Source organism: Microcoleus sp. w1-18aA5 (assembly GCF_036701705.1).
Lineage (GTDB): Bacteria > Cyanobacteriota > Cyanobacteriia > Cyanobacteriales > Microcoleaceae > Microcoleus.
On record NZ_JAUPTE010000003.1, the window covers coordinates 112,571 to 130,284 of the forward strand.

Here is a 17,714-nt window from a genome sequence, read left to right on the forward strand (position 1 = left end):
AGTCATTAGTCATTAGTCATTAGTTATTAGTCATTAGTCACAAGGAAGAATGCGCTCAAGCCGATCGAATTTTATGTCACGATTCAGGCAGGTTATCGGGATCTATCCCTTGCGATCGCAAATACTCAGCTAGGCGTTCGGCTCGCTGTTGTAGACCCTCAGCTCGCTGTTGTTCTACTCTCAACAGTTCGCGCATCTGCCCCGCCACTGCATCCGGCAGGGGATAAACATTTCCCGACTCGTCGTACCAAACCAGAATTTCTTGCTCGATGCCCCCAATAAGTTGCTGAGATCGCCCCATGCCCAGTCCCACTTCTGGCATCCAATAGGGTTCGCCAATCTGCTGCCGGTAATGCCCGTCAATTAGCTTGTAGACTTCAAACGGTTGATGCCGATCGCGCCGCCAAAATTCGGGGTTGTAAATAATGTAGTACAAAACCCCTAACCCGGCATAAATCGACATTTTATCGTCGTACTCCCCACCGGGTTTGTGAGACACCATTTCCAATGCTACGATCGGCACAACCTCGTTTTCTTCCCAGACAGCATAGCTGCGGCGCGATTTGCCCCCTTTTCGGCGCTCCACCCCCAAACTGAGAAACCCGTCGGGGACGACAGGCACTTTGGGACTGATTCCCGTCGTGTGATACACCGCCATATCCACCCCAAAGTACCAATCCATGCGATCGGACCAAATGCTGGTCAGGACAAACAACAATAGGTTGGGTAGCAGATTCTGGTCTTCGTTATCCACAGGCGTATCGTCCGAACAGGGGAGGTCTTCGGTGGACGGCAAGCTTAATTTTAGTTCTGGGGAAATCATGGCAGTTAACTTCCATCGAGATCGTTAACCTGATTTTAGACTATAGCAACTTTTTGTGAATTTTGAATTTTGAATGCGGTAAAGTTTTTAATTCAACGGGTTCGCATTCGCACTATATCTAATCAGGAAGAAGCAATAACATTTTGTTGAAAGATCCCAATTTCAGCTAAAATCAAAAATACATCCCACAACTAGGAAAAGTAACAGTGGAAGTTCTAGACATCAAACACAATATCGCAACTTTGTCCGATCGACTGGGTACAACCCAGGACTATCTTTGACATCCCCGCACTTACAGCCAAAATTCAAGACTTAGAGCAAATCTGCGCCCAACCAGCATTTTGGGAAGACCAAGATCGAGCTCAAGAAACCCTCCAAGAACTTAATGACTTCAAATCTCATTTAGACCAATATCGCGGCTGGCAAACGAGCTTGGAAGATGCTAAAGCTATTTTAGAACTGCTGGAGTTAGAAGCCGACGAGTCCCTGTTCCAAGAAGCCTCATCGAGTCTTTCTCAGTTAACCCGTGAACTCGACCAGTGGGAACTGCAACAATTACTATCTGGGCCCTACGACGAAGGCGGCGCCGTTTTGACAATTAACGCCGGGGCCGGCGGCACAGATGCTCAAGATTGGGCGGAAATGCTGCTGCGGATGTACACCCGCTGGGGGGAAAGTCAAGGTTACAAAGTACATTTAATGGAAATTTCCGAGGGAGAGGAAGCAGGTGTTAAATCGGCTTCTTTGGAAATTGTCGGCCGTTACGCTTACGGTTATATGCGATCGGAAAAAGGCACTCACCGCTTGGTCAGAATTTCGCCTTTTAATGCTAACGACAAGCGTCAAACCAGTTTTGCTGGCGTTGAAGTGATGCCAATTCTCGATCGATCCGTACAGTTGGACATTCCAGAAAAAGATTTGGAAGTCACTACTTCCCGCGCTGGCGGCAAGGGCGGGCAAAACGTTAACAAGGTAGAAACCGCAGTCCGCATCGTTCACCTTCCTACTGGTTTGGCCGTCCGTTGCACGGAAGAACGCAGTCAGTTGCAAAATAAGGAAAAAGCTTTGGCATTACTCAAGGCTAGGCTGTTAGTGATTGCTAAGGAACAGCGGGCTTCGGAAATTGCCGAGATTCGCGGCGATATGGTGGAGGCCGCTTGGGGCCAGCAAATTCGCAATTACGTGTTTCACCCCTATCAAATGGTCAAGGATTTGCGGACTGGAGTGGAAACAACTGCCATCCAAGATGTGATGAACGGCGAATTAGACCCGTTTATTCAAGCTTACCTGCGGCAGGAAAATCAGTTGGTCAGTAGTCAGTAGTCAGTAGTCAGTTGACAGTAGTCAGTTGACAGTAGTCAGTAGTCAGTAGTCAATGAGGACTTCAGTCCGCAAAAAAGCAGGACTTGCATTCCTCACTACGAAAATTTGGGTTTGTAGTGAGGACTTCAGTCCGCAAAAAAGAAGGACTGAAGTCCTGACTACGAACCAATTTTCTGGTATGATTTTGGGGTTTTGACCGATCGCCCGACCTTCAACAGGTCGCGCGGCCAAAAACCTTGATATGATAAAACTTGATCTACCGAACAAAAGGAGAAATAATGACCCAAGTTGTAATAGGCGAAAATGAAGGGATTGAGTCAGCCCTGCGACGGTTTAAGCGACAAGTTTCTAAAGCGGGCATTTTCCCCGACATGAGAAAGCACCGCCACTTTGAAACCCCGTTGGAAAAGCAGAAGCGCAAAGCTATTGCCAGAAGGACTAAGAGACGCTTCCACCGCAACAACAAACCCTAGAATTATTAGCACTAAATTGATTCGGCAGATATAATGCCTTGCGATTCTAGTACCGCAGCGACTCGGAGAATCACCGCTTCGCTGTAGGGAGCACCAATAATTTGTACCCCCAAGGGCAAAGCGCCGGGCCGCTGTACGGGCACGCAAAGAACGGGCAAGCCAATAAATGATAGGGGTTGGGTGAACAGTCCGAGATTGGGACGCACTAAGATTTCTTGTCCGGCTATTACCATTTTCTCGACGCCAATTTCAGGGGCAGCTATCGGGGTTGCGGGTGCGAGGATGATGTCTGTGTGTTGGAATATTTCCCGAATTCGATCGCGGTACCACTGTCTGAATCTCTGCGCTTGCAAGTACCAAGTCGCAGGGATCAGGGTTCCGGCTAAAAAGCGATCGCGCGTGGCAGGATCGAAGTCTTGAGGGCGCGAGCGTAAATTGTCTAAATGCAAGTTTCCCCCCTCGCAAGCGGTAATGATAAATGCCGCAGCCCGGGCGCGATCGGATTCCGGTATGCTGACAGTCGCAAGCCCCCCTATTTTTGGGGGGTTTGTTGTTTTTTCTGTTCGATTACCACAATCTAAGACATTTGTCAAGGCTTTAGCAACTATTTCTACAGCATCCATTGCTTCGGGTTCGGCCCCTGTGGCGAAATACCCGTCAGCAACAGCAATTCGCAATCCTTCGATACCTTGATTTAACTGGGGCGAACAAAGTTCTGGCGGGCGTTGAGTGCAAACTGGGTCACGAGAATCAGGGCCTTGCAGGATATCGTACAGCAGCGCGATGTCTCGGATCGATCGCCCAAACGGCCCCACACAATCCAAACTACTCGAAAATAAATAAGCGCCAGCCCTGGACAAACGACCGTAAGTAGGCTTAAACCCAAAGACACCACACAAAGCAGCCGGTACGCGGATGGAACCGTTAGTATCAGAACCGAGAGTGACGGGTACAAAACCGGCGGCGACTGCTGCTGCGGAACCGCCGCTGGAACCGCCGGCGATGCGCGTAGTATCGTGGGGATTGCGAGTCGGGCCGTAGTGGCTGTTTTCCGTGACGAAACCGTAGGCGTACTCATCCATGTTGAGCGTACCTACGAGCACAGCCCCGGCTTGTTTTAGTCGGGCGACCACGGCCGCGTCCTGGGTAGCCGGAGGATTGTCAGCGTTGATTTTTGACCCTGCTAGAGTAGTAATTCCGCCGATATCGAACAGGTTTTTGACAGCGAAGGGAACGCCTGCTAAAGGGCCTGGGTTTTGGTTATTTGCGATCGAATTATCTATATTTTCGGCTGCTGCGAGTGCGCTGGATGCAGTGATTGCAGTAAAGCAATTAAAAGCTTTATCCTTAACAGCAATCCGTTCCAAAGCAGCACTTACCGCCTCTGTAGCTGTAACGTTACCACATTTAACAGCCGCTGCCGTAGCAACCGCATCCGCCTTATCTAAAAAACATCTGCGTTCATCTGCGTTCATTTGCCCTCATCTGCGGTTAAAAATCTAAGGTTCAAACACTGGCGCAGCTTCGATTGCTTGAGGTAAAGGGAATTCAGTAACGAGTTGGGCGATCGCAGCTATTCTCTCGAAGTTTACCACAACACCGGGGCGGTGTTCCGGGTCTAAGGGTAAGTTTATCAGTTCGGCGGTGCGATCGACATATTCTTCTATATTTATCATTAGTCCATCCCAAACAACATCAGCGTTCATCCGCGTACATCTGCCCTCATCTGCGGTTGAAAATCTAAGATTCAGATATACGTGCGATCTTATTGTATTGTAATCGCGATCGGGCTGTCAGTTATTATTGCTCAGTTTTTTGTATTCCTCGGATTGTCTGATATCATCGAGAGGCGATATAGGTTCTAGTGGTTCATCAGGACAAAACTTTATAGATGTCTGCGTTTCCCAAGAATTTAAATTAAAATTAACTTCGATTTGAACCTTTCCTTTTTGCCAACCCTTGGAACCAATTTTGAGAATTTGACACTCGATTCCTTCTTGAGGAGAGTTCCAGTTTAGATCCCCTCCCCTAAGTTTCGTCTCTTCATTAATAGGCAGCTCTTTCATCAATTCAATTATCCGCTTCTGAAGTTTGTTAACTTCTACTGCATTAGCCTCCAATAATATATTTCTAAACTTGCTGGCTGCTAGCTCTTTAAACCGGCGCACCGTAAAAGTAGCTTTATTGAATAGCAAAACATCATCATCGCCGTCTAGTGTCTCATATTTTTTATGGGCTTCAATTTTTTCGTTCATTTTTTTACAAAATTCTGGTTCTTCCTCTTCAATACCATTTCCCGCTATCTTAGTCAAGCTCGTAAAAACATGAATTAACTCTTGGACTTTTCCCACTCAAACACTGACAGTTTGCCGCAACTTCTCAACGGCAACATCCAGCGGAGGCAAAGTAAACTCCTCAGCATCCATTAATTCCTTAACCTTCTCAAAAATCTCAACCTCCACCTCTTCTTGGTCTGTCAGCTTATCATAAAAATAAGGTTCAGTAAACCACTGTTCAAACGCTATCATTAACAATCCATTAGGCGAAAGTTCAAACCGCCAATACTTAGAAATTCTGCTGTCAACCACTTCAAACATCGGCGCCGGATTATGGATGGGATAATAGCTATAATTATCATTGCAGATGTAGTACCAAATAGTCCCTTTCCATTCTCGGATAGCATAAACAACATATTCCTTGCCTATAGTTAGCGGTAACTCAACCTTTCTAGTGTAACCGCGTGGCGGATCTATATATTCTTCAGGAAGAGATGCACCAGTCTTAGCAATACAACGAATTTTCATAACTTGATTACCTACAGATTTTTAGGGGCTGTTTTGGGATACTGTCGCTTGAATTTAAACTCCACATCTTGAAGAGTCTGACTGTTCCGAAACCAATGGACTTGTACGGAAGCTCCATTAATTTCAAAAGACTCAATACTTGTCATTTTATCCCAATCGTCAGAATTTCCGCCATAAACAGCAATAAGTCTCGGTGCTTCCCCCAACAATCTATCTGTACCGCAATGAATTACTATGCAATTACCAGCCTTAGCATCTTGCAACAGAAGTTGCTCCTGCAAATTTCTCGGACTCTCATCGGGAATAGCACCTTGATTCACAATTTAACAGCTTCAAATATTGTTTGTCAAATACCATAAAAACTAATTTTAGCAGGTGCAGTTTCTGCCAACAAGTTCCCCCGAGAAATTACATACCGAACCGCAGCCGCCTCATAATTGCATGATAACAATCCTCAGTATCCAACACAATTAAAAACCACATCGCGCAGAAGAACAATGCTATACTTTTGCTCAGGAATGACAATGGCACTTATTTTAACACTTGTAAACTTTATCCTTTCTAGTAGCCATTCAGCCTAGTGAGGCAAAATCAAGTCCTCAATTCCTTGCGAACCCCCTCCTTTTCCTCCTCTGCGTCCTCTGCGCCCTCTGCGGTTAAAAAATATTACTCACAAAAGCAACCTCTAACGAGAATCACCCCGCAGAAAGCGCAACTACAAATCGCCAATATCAGACAATCTCAAACTCCAGATTGTGATTTTTTACCAAATCAAAAGTAAAATGGTCAACCACATTAGTATTGCTCAATTCCAGATTGTAAAAATCCACAAAATCCGCATCAAAATACGGCCCCGCGTGCCAAGTCCCCACATCTAACTTAATAAAACAATTGCCCGGAATCCGAAAAGCAGCAATATCCTCTAAACTCGGTTTATAGCTATCCCCAGGAGGTGCAACCGCCATCAACCAATCCTTCCCCTCCAAAGAACCCAAACACTGAGTACATTGAATGTGTCGTGTAATTTTGCCAAACTTGCGACCTTTATTGTGCAGCCGCATAATGTAAAATCTAGGAATACCATTTTGCAAATTTAACTGAGCATCCTCACCATCGAAAGACTTGCCATCAACAGCCGCAAAGATAACTTGACCGTAACTATGAAAATTCTCCGGTGTCACCCATTGGGCGGACAACTGCTTAGTCGAAATTAATTCGCTCATAAATCCCAACATCCCTAGCTCTATCCGTCATAAATATTCTAATATAAATAGTAAGACCACTGGATTTATACTCTGGAAACAGCCAGGAATAGGCTTTTCGAGTTGTTCCACAAAAAACTTAATTGATTTACTTCCAAATCGCTACAGACATAACCCATCATGCCGTTCCTCTTCCTTAGCGACCTTCGCGTCTTCGCGGTTCGTTAAAAAAATATTATTTAAGTTCGATCGCCCAAAACACCATTACAATTAAAATCAGCACACTGCTGCAAAAAACGAGCCGGAATATCAGGCCGAGCACCCCAATGCAAATGCAAATAAGAAGCGTGCACCTGACAAACTCCCCAACCTTCAGCAACCGCCTCAACTTCCCCTCGCTTGCCATACCTCCAACTGTGATAAACTGGATTAGTCGGTTCCACAGTTAAATGCGATCGATGAAACTCATGTCCCCAAACCTCATCAAGAGCAGTTAACACCGAACTCTCCCTCACCGCCACAGCTTCTCGGTATCCCAGCGTCAAACGCTTTCCCATCGCAGCAGCAGTTTCCAAAACCCCCACCCCTGGCCAAGAATTGCCATCGAAGTCTACAATAGAATCACACAAATACATCAAACCGCCACACTCCGCATAAGTCGGCATTCCCGAAAAAATAGCACTTCTTACCGCATCCCGAATTAAAACATTACCGCTCAATTTCTCAGCAAACACTTCTGGAAAACCACCACCAAAATATAACCCTTGCACATTGTCAGGAAAAACCCAGTCATCAAGGGGACTCCAAAATACCAACTCGGCACCCAACTCTTCCAACAAATCAAGATTGTCCTGATAGTAAAAATTAAAAGCCCGATCGCGCGCAACTGCAATCCTCACTCCAAATTGTTTTCCCAAAGAGTTGACAACATCATCTTTTTGAGTTACAATAGCCGAAGGGAGACTGTGCCTACACGAAAGTTGCTCTGACCCCTCACCCCCCTCATTTCGAGTTGCAGCCAACAAAGGCAAAAGTTGCTCCCAGTCAAAACTAACAGCAGCCAAATCCGCTAATTTATCGATCGCAGCATGAAGATTCGGCAACTCCTCAGCAGGAATCAAACCCAAATGTCGATCGGGAATAGTAACAGCCTCATCCCTACGCAAAACGCCCAAAATAGGTAAATTGAGCGGTTGGAGAGCATCTTGAAGCAACTCCAAATGTCGATCGCTCGCCACCCGATTCAGCACCAAACCAGCGAATTTAAGGTCAGGGTTAAAAGAACGAAAACCGTGGGCGATCGCAGCCACAGAACCAGAGAGCCTGCTGCAATCTATCACAAACAATACCGGCAAATTCAGCAAATAAGCCACATGAGCCGTAGAAGCAAAGGAAAAATCATAATTGCCTTCTTCTCTTCGATAATTAATCCGTGTATCCCTGTCAAAATTCGTGTCGTGCCTTCCTGATTCCTGATTTTTTCGACTCACTCCATCAAAGAGTCCCATCACCCCTTCAACTAAGGCATAATCGACATCTTGAATGTGACGAGAAAAACACTTTTTTACATAAGATTCAGACGTTAATACCGGGTCTAAATTCCGACAGGGGCGGCCAGTAACAAAAGCATGAAACATCGGGTCAATGTAATCCGGGCCAACCTTAAAAGATTGAACATTCAAGCCGCGACGGACTAAATAAGCTAAAAGGGCGATCGTTACAGTAGTCTTTCCCGCACCGCTGCGTTCGCCAGCAATTACTAAAGCCATAGTTCTAAATTATTTACAAAAAATACTGAAAACCGATCGGTTATAAAATTATGAGTATTGCTCTCGAACCTCTCAAATAATACATACATATTTAACGAACCGCGAAGACACGAAGACCGCGAAGGAAGAATGAGAAGAATAGAGGTAATTTAGTGGCTTTTGGGAAGTAATTTAGAGTTTTGAGTCAAAGAACATTATTAATTCAAAACTCATAACTTCTAACTCATAACTTCTAAAAAAGTAGGGCAGACATTGCCTGCCCCACTGAATATTAACTCAATCCTTATTCCTTCTTCCGACGGACATCGAACTGACATCCGTTACATCCGCTACACAATCCGTTGCCGAACTTCTCTTTACCGCTTAGCCAACTTCAGCATTTGAGCCGTCACTGCCAAACTTTCTTCGTAAAGCACATCTCGGCCCCAACTCTGCAAGTGCTGGCCCAGCAACTGTTCCGTCACCTGATCGAACAGAGGACTCACCTGGTTAAACCGATCGGTTTGAGCGCCGCCCTTCGTTTCCATCCGCATACAGCCACCGGCTTCCGAACACAGAACTGTACCGCAGTCAGCCTTTTCGTTTGTAGAATTCAAACGCAGAGCAATCAAGTCGCCCGCGACATCGCCCGAATCAGCAGTAGGAATAGCAGCCAACTCAGCTTCTACAACCCGTTCGTCCGGCCCCGCGAATTTAATTCGCTTGATTTGGTAATCGCCCTCTTCCTGTTTGAAAGCAACCGGACGCCACTGAAGCCGGCTCGCCAGCCAACCCAAATACATCAGTGCTTGAGTAGAATTGTCCTGTTCGTAATCGATCGTCACCCGATCGATTTCCCGAATCGCAGCGCGGCGTTCCGGGGCGTCAAAAGCCTCAGCAGCCAACTCCTGCCACGCGGCCAGCCGGCGCCAATTCAGATCCGCGATCGGAATTCCCTCCTCGATCAGACTTTGCATCAACAGCAATTCGGCTTCACACTCGGCAAAGCTGCTAGAGTCAACAATCACAGAACTGCTAATTGCCGCCAGCCGCTGGAACAAACCTCGATCGGCATCAGGATTCGCTTTCCACCACAGCAGCGTCGGCAAATCACCGATAGTTAACGCCGTCACGATGCCGCTCACCCGTTCCAAAGCAGCTTCCGTACCCCGCAGCGTAATGTACTCGCAGCAGATCAGATTGCCAGTGGTGCGCTTGTGAACCGGACAATAAGCCGCGACTTGAGCCTGCACGCCCGTATCTTCCCCCGCCGTCGGGCACAGAGCAATAATCCGGCAGGGATTCGCAGCGACAATCGCGTCAGCCACCCCCGAACCCCCCGAACCCAAACCACTCGATCCCATCTCCTCGCCATTTGAATTTTTGCGAGCCACTTCTTCCCGCAAAGTCGCCAGCAATTCAGCATTAGGTTTGCCAGTTCTCGGCAGCCCGTAAGCTTTTTGAGCCGCCCTGATGCTAGATGCCGTCATCGGCCCGGTAATACCGTCCACCGGCCCGTCGTAAAACCCCAGATCCGCTAATAAACGCTGAGTTTCTTCCGGTTCGTAGACTATAAAAGTAAAAGTTGTTGCCCTACTAGCGATCGGAACATCGCCCTTTGACCCCGATTCTCTGTAACTTTCCCAAATTTGACTCAATTCGGCCTCTATTTGGTCGATCGACACATCTTTAGGACTTTGTAGCGAAACCAGAGGCGGAGCTTTCATCGGTGTCATCGTCATCGGTTTTTTCTCCTTTGTCAGTTTTTAGTCATCAGTGATTGGTCATTAGTTCAGTAGTCGTGGAGATCCCCAAATTTTAGACCCTAGTTTAAGCTCTCAGATTCATCTGTGCAGTAAATCTAAAATCTAAAATCTAAAATCTAAAATCGACTGACTCTTAAAGTCTGCGCCACTTGCGACCGTCTCTGTTAATTAGCAGTTCTGCTTCCGCAGGTTCCCAAGTACCTGCTTCATATTTAGGAACCAAATCTTGGTCGTTGGAGGATTCCCAATCCATCAACGCCGGCGTTACCACCCGCCAAGCTTCTTCCACTTCATCAGAACGGGTAAACAAAGTTTGGTCGCCAAGCATACAATCAATTAACAGGCGATCGTAAGCATCCGAAGATGTCACCCCAAAAGAAGAACCGTAACTGAAATCCATATCCACCGTCCGCGTCCGCAAATCCGGCCCCGGCATTTTCGCCTCAAACCTCAGCGAAATCCCCTCGTTGGGATGCACCCGCATAGTCAAAACGTTAGGAGTAGTTTGTTGGGCTGCGGACTGAAAAATTAGCAGCGGAACTTCGCGGAACTGAATCGCAATTTCGCTAACTTTTTTCGGCAACCGTTTACCGGTTCGCAGGTAGAAAGGCACTCCCTGCCAGCGCCAGTTGTCAATCATAAACTTCATCGCCACAAAAGTCGGCGTTGTCGAGTTGGGAGCAACCCCCGGTTCATCGTGATATCCTGGCACGGGTTTGCCCTTCATCCAACCTGCGGAATATTGACCCCGAATCGCTGAAAACTCCAAGTTATGCAAATCTGCCAAGCGAGTTGCTTGCAGAACTTTCATCTTTTCGGTGCGGATGCTGTCAGCGTCAAGCGAGTTCGGCGGTTCCATCGCCGTCAGACAGAAAATCTGCATCAAGTGGTTTTGCAGCATATCCCGCAACGCCCCAGAGGATTCGTAGTAACCTGCCCGGTCTTCTACGCCTACTGTTTCTGCAACAGTAATTTGTACGTGATCGACAAATTGCCGATTCCACAGCGGTTCAAAAATCGCGTTAGCAAACCGGAACACCATTAAATTCTGAACAGTTTCTTTACCCAAATAGTGGTCGATCCGGTAAACTTGCTGTTCTTGGCAAACCTTCTGCACGACTCGGTTAAGAGCTTTTGCCGAACTCAAGTCGCGGCCGAAGGGTTTTTCAATTACCAAGCGGTGTTTTACTGGATCAACCAGCATTTGAGCATCGCCCAGTTGCCTAATTGCTTCTGGGAAAAAGTTCGGGGAAACTGATAGATAAAATATGTGATTGCCGCGAGTTCTCCTTTCTTCGTCGAGTTCCGCTAAGAAAGCTTTGAGTTTTTGATAGCTTTCTGGGTTGTCAATGTCGCCCGGGCAATAGTACAAACCTTGAGCGAAATCTTGCCAAAATTCTTCATTGCCAATGCCGCCGCCAAATTCTTCAATGCCTTCGCGCATTTGCTCTCGGAAGTAATCGTGACTCCAAGGGCGACGGGCTACTCCCACCACGGTAGTTTCCGGTGGCAAGCGTCGATCGCGCTTCATCTGATAAATTGCAGGTACCAGTTTGCGCTGGGTGAGATCCCCAGAAGCTCCGAATATTACTAGAATTTGTGGTTCCGGCACTCGTTCTTTTCGCAAACCGACCCGCAGTGGATTTTCAAGTAGCGTTACCATTATTTATTTTCCTTGTTCTAGTGATGTTAACCCTGCCAAGACACCATGAGTGTTTGCGGTCATTTCTGCTAGTTTCTCGGTGAGAGAGTTAATCGGTTCTTCATACTGCTAGAGGAAGCCGATGATTTTGCTCTCTAGGAACTCAGAGAGGCATTAATCTCAAAAATCCTAGAGAGGATTTAAAACTCGGCATTTAAGAACCCAAACAATTATCTATTCCGATTCCTAAATGCTTCTGCCTTTCAGGATACAGATATCTGCCTAAGCGACGGGTGACAACTTCTGGACTTTCTCTTGCAAGGAATCCATCAGGGATTGGAACGGGGTGACGAATTTATCAATCCCGTCGAGGAGCAAGTCTGCCATCACTTGGTCCAAGTTGATGTCGATGTCGGGATCTTTGAGACTTTCGATCAGGGTGTAAGCTTCTGCAACATTGTTCTCAATCCGGGGTGCGACATCGCAGTGATCGAAACAAGCTTCAACGGTGTTCGGCGGCAAAGTGTTAACCGTGTCGGGGCCGATTAGTTCATCGACGTACATGACATCGCTGTAGTTGGGGTTTTTGGTGCTGGTGGAAGCCCACAGCAAGCGCTGTACTTTCGCTCCTTTGGCTGCTAAAGCTTGCCAGCGATCGCTCGCTACGATCTCTTTATACTTCTGGTAAGCTACCTTCGCATTGGCGATCGCCACTTTCCCCTTCACTGCTTCCAGTTTAGCTTTTGTGGAAATATCTGTGACATTTTTGAGTTTCTCGTCTATCTTGCCATCGACATTGATGTCGATCCGGCTCAAGAAGAAACTGGCAACAGAAGCAATATTGCTCACATCCAAACCTTTAGCCACCCGCGCTTCCAAACCACGAATGTAAGCCCAGAAGGTTTCGACGTAGCTGTCAACCGAGAACAGCAAAGTCACGTTAACGTTAATGCCTTCGCTAATGACTCGCTCAACTGCTGGCAAACCTTGAGCGGTTCCCGGAATCTTAATCATCACGTTTTCTTTGCCGAGGGCTTGGTAATAGCGCATGGCTTCGCTAATCGTGCTTTCTGTGTCGTTGGCGATCGTCGGTGGTACTTCAATGCTAATGTAGCCGTCCAAACCCTTCGACTCTGCGTAAACTGGGGCGAAGATGTCGCAAGCGTTGCGGATATCTTCAAATACCAGAGATTCGTAAATCTCCATTACAGATTTGCCCGCCCGGATGCCCGCTTCGATATCCGCGTCGTAAATCACATTACCCGCGATCGCTTTCTCAAAAATAGCTGGATTAGATGTAATCCCGCGCAGTCCCCGACTTTCAATCATCTGTTTGAGTTCGCCGGACTCGATCAGATCGCGAGTCAAATTGTCCATCCAGATACTTTGGCCAATTTCTTTGATTTCTAACAGGTGATTCGTTGGTGTTGCTGTCATTACTGTAACTCCTACAATTTGATAGCTGTTAATTAGCACTTGGAAATTGGAAATTGAAAATTGAAAATTGGCAATGGGGAATTGGTAATTGGGAGTCGAAAGTTATAAGTTAAAACCCTCTTCCTGACATCCGTTACATCCGTTACATAATCCGTTGCCGAGCTTCCCTCTTCCTGACATCCGTTACATCCGTTACACAATCCGTTGCCGAACTTCCTTCACCCTTGGACTGTTCTAGGATTGCGCGATCGATCTTGAATAAAAGACTCGACCATCGCTACATTTTCTTTACTGCCGATAATCAAGGGCGATCGCTCGTGCAGTTTGGTCGGCACAACGTCTAAGATGTCTTGAATACCGGTACTGGCGCGCCCGCCGGCTTGCTCCATCAAAAACGCCAAAGGAGCCGATTCGTATAGCAAGCGCAATTTGCCTTCCGGGTTTTTCACCGTTCCGGGGTACAAAAACACGCCTCCCTGAAATAAAATCCGGTGGAAATCTCCCACCAAAGCCCCGCCGTACCGGGCGGTGTAGCCTTCGCTGCGGTGTACGTAGCGAATGTAGTCTCTCAAAGATTCCTCCCACTGCCAGAAGTTGCCTTCATTAACGCTGTAAATCGGGCCGCTATCGGGAACCTTAATGTTTTCGTTAGCTAGAATAAACTCGCCCAAGCTGGGGTCGAGGGTAAAGGAATGAACACCCTGACCGATCGAATAAACCAGCATGGTACTCGGGCCGTAGAGCACATAACCAGCGGCAATTTGTTTGTGTCCATGTTGCAGCAAGTCGGAAGCAGAACCATCTGCATCGTCCCCCTCTTGCTTGCGGATGCTGAATATGGAGCCTACATTGAGATTGATGTCAAGATTGGAAGAACCGTCTATGGGGTCGTAGAGCAGACTGTAACGCCCGATCGGACAATTTTCGGGAATGTAGTAGGGTTTTTCCATTTCCTCCGAAGCCAAGCGGCAGACAAGTCCGCTTTGCTGGAATACCGAGATAAACACTTCATTGGCATAGATATCCATCTTTTTGACGGATTCTCCCTGCACGTTCGTAGCCCCTGTAAACCCCAAGGCATCTGCCATTAATCCGGCTCTGCTGAGCCGCCTCGCGATCAGCTTTGCCGCCAGCCCGATGCGATTCATCAGCGCACTGAGATCCTGAGCATCTGCTGAAAAGCTGTGAAGTTGCTGGAGTACGTGACGAGATAGGGTTGTGCAATCGCGGTCTAAGGCTTGCACCTGATCTGTCGGGCCCAGGCGGGTTTCCCCTGTCGGCGCGTTTACCATGATTTTGATGTCCTCCCTGTCTTGCTGCTCTGGATTTGGGTTCGATGGAGTCCTTGACACTTGCCCCTGAATCGGCTATGAGACCGATCGTCCCCTAACTTCTATCTTAGGGAGGGTTTTGCCAAAGGGCGTCGAACTTTAGGTGAATTTTAGATCCCATCGAAAATTGAGGAGTTCGATCGACTGTTGAGTCGAGAATTGTATCCAAAATCACTACTTTTTTTGATTAACCGCAGAGGACGCAGAGGGCGCTGAGAGAAAAAGTGGCGATAGAGAAGCCTACGAACGTTGGCTAGCATCTCAAAAAGACCGACAACTTCCTTTGCGCGAAGAAGATGTAGAACCTATTGTTAATTTGCCGGAATTGCTTGCAGGCATTTACGATCGCGCCGGCTATGATTATCGGCTCGATTACGATCAATATCCCGTACGTAAATTTTCGCCAAAGGCGATATGACACTCCAAAATTCTGGGTAAGCTATCCATAGAAATACGGTAATTGAAATTTAAGCAAATATACAGAGTCCCTCATTGACTTTTCTATTGACTTGTTTGAAATCTACTCAAACACTCAATTTGCATTGCATAAATTTTTCAAAACTTGGGGTTTAAAAACCCAAATATAAAATGTTTGTTGGGACTCATCAACCCAGGAGAATGCTATGGATATTGTCGAACAAATTCCCCATAATTTAGTCAAACACTATCAAATTAAAAAGCTACTCGGAGAAGGCGGTAGTAGCACAACTTATGAAGCCGTTGACCTCCAAACACACCAGCGAGTCGCACTCAAAGCTTTGTCTTTACAGAAGATGAATGACTGGAAAGTCCTGGAACTCTTTGAACGAGAAGCCAATGTTTTATCAAAATTGAATCATCCGGGAATTCCGCGTTATTTGGATTATTTTTATGTCGATACTCCCGACAACCGTTGTTTTTATATAGTACAAGAACTGGCCCAAGGGCAATCTCTAGCAAGTTTAGTCGAAAGTGGCTGGCACGCTAGTGAGTCCGAAATTCAACGCATTGCCACACAAATTTTGGAGATTTTAGTTTATCTTCATTCACAGAAACCACCTGTCATCCACCGGGATATTAAACCAGAGAATATTGTTTTCAAATCGCCCATCAATTCCCACAAACAAAAAGACTGGGAAGTCTGCTTGGTAGATTTTGGAGCAGTGCAAAACACTTATTACAATACTTTAATGCGAGGAAGTACCGTAGTTGGAACCTATGGTTATATGGCTCCAGAACAATTTCTCGGACAAGCCGTACCTGCAACAGATTTATATGGTTTAGGAGCGACGTTGTTGTATTTACTAACCCACCGTTCCCCCGCCGAATTACCAACAAATATACTAGAGAAAGATTTTCGCTCTCAAATTCAGATTTCTTCAGAATTTGCCGATTGGTTAGGAAAAACGATCGCGCCAGATTTAGAAAACCGCTTTCGATCGGCTAAAGAAGCGCTTGAATCTCTTCGCAATCCTCGAATAGTTAACGTTAAATCCAATCCGACGCAATGGAAAAAGCGCCTCAAAATAGGAATTGCTGCTATCGCAACTGTTGCTGTTTTCAATCACTTTAAATATCCCATCCTCAACCGGATTGGATTTACCCCCAATGCAGTTGTCCAGGCTGTTGAACGGGGAGATACTAAAACTGTTAGGCATTATCTGGATCTTGGCATTAATGCTAATAGCAGGGTAAATAATCAGAATTTACTACACTTTGCTGGGTCAAAAGAGGTGGCAGAATTGTTAATTGCCAAAGGTGCAGATGTCAACGCTAAGAGTGCATATGGCTGGACCCCATTACACATGGCTGCTGTGTACGATCACATAAAAGTGGCACAGACGCTAATTGCTAAAGGTGCAGATATTAACGCCTGGGGAGAAGATCAATTTGGGGCGTGTAATAGTATATGTACAACTCCTCTGTTCTGGGCCCGATCGCCTGAAATGGCCAAGTTGCTGATTGCTAAAGGTGCGGATGTCAATGCCAAAAACAAAAATGGCTTGACTCCTCTACATAGGGCGCGATCGAAGGCAATAGCACAAATACTACTCGCAGCAGGCGCAAAAATTAACATCAAAGAAGACAATGCCCGAAATGGCAAGAGTACAGCTTTATTACATAACGCAGCCAAAATAGGCTTTAAGGAGTTGGTACAACAGCTAATTAAAGACGGTGCAAATGTGGCGATCCGCGATGACTATCGAAGAACTCCACTGCACTATGCAACCACAAAAGAAGTTGCTGCTTTGCTAATGCTGGATATCAACGCTATAGACCAATCTGGAAATACTCCTTTACACCTAGCTGTCGATCGAGGATCTCAAGATATCGCTGAACTGCTAATTGCTAATGGCGCAAGGGTTAACGTTAGAAATGCGAACGGTCAAACTCCATTGTATCGAGCGATCGCGATCGGACACAATGAGATTGCTGCACTGCTAATTAACAACGGTACAGATGTCAATAATATAGATGGATCTGGCACAACTCCACTGCACAAAGCCGCACATTATGGCACGGTAAAAATCTTAAAATTGCTGATTGCTAAAGGTGCAGAAATTAATATCCAGGATAATCAAAGAAAAACTCCACTGGATATCGCCGTAGACCTGAAACTTCAGGATACAGTGGCGCGGCTAATTAGTAAAAACCCAGATGTTAATAGTGAAGACAAAGAAGGCAGAACTTTACTGCATATCGCTGTCGATTTCAAACTTGAGGATGTAGCCAAAAAACTCATTGCCAAAGGTGCATTCGTTAATGCCAAAAATAACTTGCTTCAAACTCCCCTGCATCTTGCTGTTGCTCAAGGCTCTCAAGATATCGCTGAACAGCTAATTGCTAATGGCGCAAGGGTTAACGCTAGAAATGCGAACGGTCAAACTCCATTGTATCAAGCGATCGCGATCGGACACAATGATATTGCTGCACTGCTAATTAAAAACGGTGCAGATGTCAATAACAGAGATATATGTGACACAACTCCACTGCATAAAGCCGCACATTATGGCACGGTAGAAATCTTAAAATTACTGATTGCTAAAGGTGCAAAAATTGACGTTACCAACTGCTATGGCGAGACGCCGCTAAAGATAGCAGAAACCAACTGGAACCCCGACCGAGAAGCAGCAGCCAAAATACTCAGATCTCGCGGCGCAACAGACTAATTATCCCAAATAACCC

16 protein-coding genes are annotated in these 17,714 nt (G+C 46.4%); 4 read left to right on the plus strand and 12 right to left on the minus strand.

From position 1 onward, the window contains the following. Positions 1-76 precede the first annotated feature (76 nt). Positions 77-823: a Uma2 family endonuclease gene (locus tag Q5691_RS02170; protein ID WP_333213338.1), complete on the minus strand. Its 747-nt coding sequence runs from the start codon at positions 821-823 to the stop codon at positions 77-79. Positions 824-1,029: 206 nt separating this feature from the next. Here Q5691_RS02170 and prfB point away from each other — a divergent pair. After that, positions 1,030-2,146 (plus strand): peptide chain release factor 2 gene (gene prfB / locus Q5691_RS02175; protein ID WP_333213339.1). Its coding sequence is split into 2 segments (ribosomal slippage): positions 1,030-1,101 and positions 1,103-2,146, totalling 1,116 coding nucleotides; the frame shifts between segments, so codons are not numbered across the junction. A 278-nt stretch (positions 2,147-2,424) separates the two neighbouring features. Next, on the plus strand, positions 2,425-2,619 hold the full coding sequence (gene rpsU / locus Q5691_RS02180; RefSeq protein WP_006632476.1) for a 30S ribosomal protein S21: 195 nt from the start codon (positions 2,425-2,427) through the stop codon (positions 2,617-2,619). An 11-nt stretch (positions 2,620-2,630) separates the two neighbouring features. Here the strand turns inward: rpsU and Q5691_RS02185 are convergent, their stop codons facing one another. The 11 genes from Q5691_RS02185 to fbp all read right to left on the minus strand — a co-directional run bounded on the left by Q5691_RS02185 (position 2,631) and on the right by fbp (position 14,510). Beyond that, positions 2,631-4,094 (minus strand): AtzE family amidohydrolase, encoded by a 1,464-nt coding sequence (locus Q5691_RS02185; protein ID WP_333343829.1) that lies wholly within the window; start codon positions 4,092-4,094, stop codon positions 2,631-2,633. Positions 4,095-4,118: 24 nt separating this feature from the next. After that, positions 4,119-4,295 (minus strand): DUF4089 domain-containing protein, encoded by a 177-nt coding sequence (locus Q5691_RS02190; protein ID WP_190732723.1) that lies wholly within the window; start codon positions 4,293-4,295, stop codon positions 4,119-4,121. A 117-nt stretch (positions 4,296-4,412) separates the two neighbouring features. Then, on the minus strand, positions 4,413-4,970 hold the full coding sequence (locus Q5691_RS02195; RefSeq protein ID WP_333343830.1) for a KGK domain-containing protein: 558 nt from the start codon (positions 4,968-4,970) through the stop codon (positions 4,413-4,415). Further along, positions 4,971-5,423 carry a hypothetical protein gene (locus Q5691_RS02200; RefSeq protein ID WP_333213342.1) on the minus strand — a complete coding sequence of 151 codons (453 nt, stop codon included), beginning with the start codon at positions 5,421-5,423 and terminating at the stop codon, positions 4,971-4,973. It lies immediately after the preceding gene. An 11-nt stretch (positions 5,424-5,434) separates the two neighbouring features. Beyond that, positions 5,435-5,743: a hypothetical protein gene (locus tag Q5691_RS02205; RefSeq protein WP_333213343.1), complete on the minus strand. Its 309-nt coding sequence runs from the start codon at positions 5,741-5,743 to the stop codon at positions 5,435-5,437. A 411-nt stretch (positions 5,744-6,154) separates the two neighbouring features. After that, the gene (locus Q5691_RS02210) at positions 6,155-6,646 is read right to left on the minus strand and encodes an ureidoglycolate lyase (protein WP_333213344.1); all 492 of its coding nucleotides are present in this window, start codon (positions 6,644-6,646) and stop codon (positions 6,155-6,157) included. Between the two features lie 218 nt (positions 6,647-6,864). Beyond that, entirely contained in the window at positions 6,865-8,394 is a 1,530-nt protein-coding gene (locus Q5691_RS02215) for a cobyrinate a,c-diamide synthase (protein WP_333343831.1), read from the minus strand. 356 nt (positions 8,395-8,750) lie between these two features. Then, positions 8,751-10,115: a glucose-6-phosphate dehydrogenase assembly protein OpcA gene (gene opcA, locus Q5691_RS02220; RefSeq protein ID WP_333343832.1), complete on the minus strand. Its 1,365-nt coding sequence runs from the start codon at positions 10,113-10,115 to the stop codon at positions 8,751-8,753. 157 nt (positions 10,116-10,272) lie between these two features. Continuing rightward, positions 10,273-11,802, minus strand: a complete 1,530-nt coding sequence (gene zwf / locus Q5691_RS02225) for a glucose-6-phosphate dehydrogenase (protein ID WP_333311613.1) — start codon at positions 11,800-11,802, stop codon at positions 10,273-10,275. A gap of 261 nt (positions 11,803-12,063) precedes the next feature. Continuing rightward, a complete protein-coding gene (gene tal, locus Q5691_RS02230; protein WP_333213348.1) occupies positions 12,064-13,218 on the minus strand; it encodes a transaldolase in 1,155 nt (384 codons plus the stop codon). Between the two features lie 218 nt (positions 13,219-13,436). Beyond that, entirely contained in the window at positions 13,437-14,510 is a 1,074-nt protein-coding gene (gene fbp, locus Q5691_RS02235; protein ID WP_333343844.1) for a class 1 fructose-bisphosphatase, read from the minus strand. 322 nt (positions 14,511-14,832) lie between these two features. On the opposite strand from fbp, the gene Q5691_RS02240 reads away from it, so the two are divergent. Together Q5691_RS02240 and Q5691_RS02245 are read left to right on the plus strand one after the other, a co-directional pair. Continuing rightward, on the plus strand, positions 14,833-14,967 hold the full coding sequence (locus Q5691_RS02240; protein WP_445304859.1) for a DUF4058 family protein: 135 nt from the start codon (positions 14,833-14,835) through the stop codon (positions 14,965-14,967). Between the two features lie 205 nt (positions 14,968-15,172). Then, on the plus strand, positions 15,173-17,698 hold the full coding sequence (locus tag Q5691_RS02245; RefSeq protein ID WP_333343833.1) for an ankyrin repeat domain-containing protein: 2,526 nt from the start codon (positions 15,173-15,175) through the stop codon (positions 17,696-17,698). Positions 17,699-17,714: the final 16 nt, after the last annotated feature.

Excerpts from the sequence above, each read along its gene's own strand:
- Q5691_RS02170 (WP_333213338.1), bottom strand. The coding sequence starts at position 823 with ATGATTTCCCCAGAACTAAAATTAAGCTTGCCGTCCACCGAAGACCTC.
- rpsU (WP_006632476.1), top strand. The coding sequence starts at position 2,425 with ATGACCCAAGTTGTAATAGGCGAAAATGAAGGGATTGAGTCAGCCCTG.
- Q5691_RS02185 (WP_333343829.1), bottom strand. The coding sequence starts at position 4,094 with ATGAACGCAGATGAACGCAGATGTTTTTTAGATAAGGCGGATGCGGTT.
- Q5691_RS02190 (WP_190732723.1), bottom strand. The coding sequence starts at position 4,295 with ATGATAAATATAGAAGAATATGTCGATCGCACCGCCGAACTGATAAAC.
- Q5691_RS02200 (WP_333213342.1), bottom strand. The coding sequence starts at position 5,423 with ATGAAAATTCGTTGTATTGCTAAGACTGGTGCATCTCTTCCTGAAGAA.
- Q5691_RS02210 (WP_333213344.1), bottom strand. The coding sequence starts at position 6,646 with ATGAGCGAATTAATTTCGACTAAGCAGTTGTCCGCCCAATGGGTGACA.
- Q5691_RS02215 (WP_333343831.1), bottom strand. The coding sequence starts at position 8,394 with ATGGCTTTAGTAATTGCTGGCGAACGCAGCGGTGCGGGAAAGACTACT.
- opcA (WP_333343832.1), bottom strand. The coding sequence starts at position 10,115 with ATGACGATGACACCGATGAAAGCTCCGCCTCTGGTTTCGCTACAAAGT.
- zwf (WP_333311613.1), bottom strand. The coding sequence starts at position 11,802 with ATGGTAACGCTACTTGAAAATCCACTGCGGGTCGGTTTGCGAAAAGAA.
- tal (WP_333213348.1), bottom strand. The coding sequence starts at position 13,218 with ATGACAGCAACACCAACGAATCACCTGTTAGAAATCAAAGAAATTGGC.
- fbp (WP_333343844.1), bottom strand. The coding sequence starts at position 14,510 with ATGGTAAACGCGCCGACAGGGGAAACCCGCCTGGGCCCGACAGATCAG.
- Q5691_RS02245 (WP_333343833.1), top strand. The coding sequence starts at position 15,173 with ATGGATATTGTCGAACAAATTCCCCATAATTTAGTCAAACACTATCAA.